Raw genomic sequence first — 3,396 nt, 5'->3', positions numbered from 1 at the left:
CCGTAGTAGGACCCGCCGCGGCCCCGGGGAGGAACAGCAAAAACGGCGACGGCGGCACGGGCGCCCGGTGGTTTCCCACCGGAGCCCGCACCGCCGTCGCCGTCAGTGTGCTTCTAGACCCTAGAGTCCGAGGTCGGCCTCGAAGGCGCCTTCCTCAAGGCGTGCCTTCAGCGTCTGCAGGAAGCGTCCTGCGTCGGCGCCGTCGACCAGGCGGTGATCGTACGTCAGGGAGAGGTACATCATCGAACGGATGGCCAGCGAGTCATCGCCGTTCTCGTCGGCGACCACTACGGCCCGCTTGACGATCGCGCCGGTGCCGAGGATGGCAACCTGCGGCTGGTTGATGATCGGGGTGTCGAACAGGGCGCCCACCGAACCGATGTTGGTGATGCTGAAGGTGCCGCCGGAGAGCTCGTCCGGGCCGATCTTGCCGTTGCGGGTGCGGTCGGCGACGTCGGCAATCTTGCCGGCCAGGCCGGCCAGGTTCAGGTTGCCGGCGTCCGAGATGACCGGAACCAGCAGGCCCTTGTCGGTGTCCACCGCAATCGCCAGGTGCTCGGCGTTGTGGTAGGTGATCTCCTGCTTGTCCTCGTCGTAGGAGGCGTTGACCTTCGGGTGCTGCTTCAGGGCCTCGGCAACAGCCTTGGCGATGAAGGGCAGGAAGGTCAGCTTGGAGCCGTTCTGGGCCTGGAAGGAGTTCTTGGCCTTGGCGCGCAGCTTGGCAACCTTGGTCATGTCGACCTCGTGGACCTGGGTCAGCTGGGTGGAGATGTCCAGTGACTCGCGCATGCGGCGGGCAATGACCTGGCGGATGCGCGGGGCCTTCTGCACGGTGCCGCGCAGCGAGGACGCAGCACTTGAAGTCGGCACAGTGGTCGAGGCGGCTGCCGGCGCAGATGCGGCGGGGGCTGCGGCCGGTGCTGCCTTTGCCTCGGCAGCTGCCAGCACATCCTGCTTGCGGATGCGGCCGCCGACGCCGGTGCCTGTGAGGGCCGCGATGTCGACGCCCTGCTGGTTGGCCAGCTTGCGGACCAGGGGAGTGACGTAGCCGGACTCTGCCGGTGCGGCAGTTGCTGCCGCAGGCGCGGGGGCTGCCGGGGCGGCGGGCGCTGACGGGGCGGCTGCTGCGGGAGCTTCCTGCTTGGGAGCCTCCGGTGCTGCTGCCGGGGCGGGGGCGGCCGGTGCTTCCTGCTTGGGAGCTTCCGGTGCTGCATCCTGCTTGGGGGCCGCAGCGGGCGCCGGTGCTGCCGGTGCCGCGGCGCCGGAACCGATGACGGCCAGAACGGAGCCGACCTCGGCCGTCTCGTCCTCGTTGACGCGGATTTCCAGGAGGGTTCCGGCAACCGGGGACGGGATTTCGGTGTCGACCTTGTCGGTGGAAACCTCGAGCAGCGGCTCGTCGACCTCTACGGTGTCGCCGATGCTCTTCAGCCAGCGGGTCACAGTGCCTTCGGTGACGCTTTCGCCCAGGGCAGGCAGCGTGACGTCGTGTCCTTCACCTGCCGGAGCAGATTCCGGAGCGGCGGCAGGGGCCTCGGCGGCCGGAGCCTCCGCGGGAGCCTCTTCTGCGGCCGGCGCCGCTGCGGCGGGAGCCGGTGCCTCTTCGGCGGCCGCGGCCGGAGCCTCTGCCGCGGCCGGGGCCGGGGCGGCGTCGCCGGAGCCGATGCGGACCAGCGGGGCGCCAACTTCAGCGGTCTCGTCCTCGGCGACGAGGATTTCCTCGATCACGCCGGCGATCGGAGAGGGGATCTCGGTGTCTACTTTGTCGGTGGAGACTTCGAGCAGCGGCTCGTCCACCTCTACCCGGTCACCGACCTGCTTGAGCCAGCGGGTGACGGTTCCTTCGGTGACGCTCTCACCGAGGGCGGGCAAGTTAACGGATTCAGACATGTCGTCCCCGTTCTCCTTATTGATCTTTAGTGCGGATGATTGCTGCCTTGGTCGAGCTTAGTGCACCCGGTTTTTCGGGCCGGGTGCACCAAGCTCTGAGTTCATGCGGTGGTGCGGGCGGAGCTGCTAGCCGTGGAGGGGCTTGCCCGCCAGCGCCAGATGCGCCTCGCCCAGGGATTCGTTCTGGGTGGGGTGGGCGTGGACCAGCTGGGCCACGTCCTCCGGGTAGGCTTCCCAGTTCACAATCAGCTGTGCTTCACCGATCTGCTCGCCCATGCGGGCGCCGATCATGTGGACGCCGACGACGGGGCCGTCCTTCTGGCGGACCAGCTTGACCAGGCCGGACGTGCCCAGGATGGAGCTCTTCCCGTTGCCGGCCAGGTTGTATTCCTGGGTCTGGATCTGGTCCTCGCCGAACTTCTCCTTGGCGGCCTTCTCGCTGTAGCCGACGGTGGCGATCTCGGGTTCGGAGTAGGTTACCTTGGGGATGTTGACGTCCTCGACGATGACCGGCTTCAGGCCGGCGATCTCTTCGGCGACGAAGATGCCCTGCTGGTAGCCGCGGTGCGCGAGCTGCACGCCGGGGACGATGTCGCCGACGGCGAAGATGTTGCCGACGCCGGTGTGGAGGCGCTCGTTGGTGATGACGAAGCCGCGGTCGATCGTGATCCCGGCCTCTTCGTAGCCGAGGTTCGCCGTGACGGGGCCGCGGCCGACGGCGACGAGCAGGAGGTCGGCCTCGAAGGTCTTGCCGTCCACGAGGGTGACCTTGACGCCGTCGTCGTTCTGCTCGACGCCCTGGAAGAAGACACCGGTGGAGAACTTGATGCCGCGCTTCTTGAAGGCGCGCTCAAAGGCCTTGACGATCGTGGCGTCCTCGTTCGGAACCAGCGACGGGAGGCCTTCGACGATCGTGACGTCGACGCCGAACGACTTCCAGACCGAAGCGAACTCGACGCCGATCACGCCGCCGCCCAGGATGATCGCGCTCTTGGGGATGTAATCCATGGTCAGGGCTTCGTCGGAGGTGATGACCTTGCCGCCGATTTCCAGGCCCGGCAGGGTGCGGGAGTACGAGCCGGTCGCGAGGACAATGTTCTTGCCCTTGTACGCGGTGCCATTCACGACGACGGTGTCGGTGCCCTGAAGCTTGCCCTCACCCTCAATGACGGTGATGCCCTTCTTGCCCTTGATCAGACCCTGCAGGCCCTTGAACTTGCCGGCAATGATGCCGTCCTTGTAAGCGTTGACAGCCGTGATGTCGATGCTGTCAAGGGTCACGTTGACGCCGTACTTGGCCGAGTCGCGGGCGTGGTCCGCCAGCTCTGCCGAGTGCAGCAGGGCCTTGGTGGGGATACAGCCGTTGTGCAGGCAGGTGCCGCCGAGCTTGCCCTTTTCGATGAGGCCGACGGTGAGGCCAAGCTGGACAGCACGCAGTGCGGTGGCGTAGCCGCCGCTGCCGCCGCCGAGTACCAGGATGTCGAATTCTTGCGCAGTTGCCTGATC

At 67.2% G+C, this 3,396-nt stretch carries 2 protein-coding genes; both read right to left on the bottom strand.

What is annotated here, in order from left to right:
- Positions 1-120 precede the first annotated feature (120 nt).
- The gene (gene sucB, locus AC1D1W_RS20200; protein ID WP_476944641.1) at positions 121-1,890 is read right to left on the bottom strand and encodes a 2-oxoglutarate dehydrogenase, E2 component, dihydrolipoamide succinyltransferase; all 1,770 of its coding nucleotides are present in this window, start codon (positions 1,888-1,890) and stop codon (positions 121-123) included.
- Between the two features lie 126 nt (positions 1,891-2,016).
- On the bottom strand, positions 2,017-3,396 hold a 1,380-nt coding region (gene lpdA / locus AC1D1W_RS20195; RefSeq protein ID WP_476944640.1), incomplete at its 5' end, for a dihydrolipoyl dehydrogenase.

It is taken from the genome of Arthrobacter sp. P1_B4 (assembly GCF_056406555.1).
This window is presented reverse-complemented; position numbering and strand designations above follow the sequence as displayed.

Bases quoted from the DNA above. Each gene is read 5' to 3' on its own strand.
- sucB (WP_476944641.1), bottom strand. From the start codon at position 1,890: ATGTCTGAATCCGTTAACTTGCCCGCCCTCGGTGAGAGCGTCACCGAA.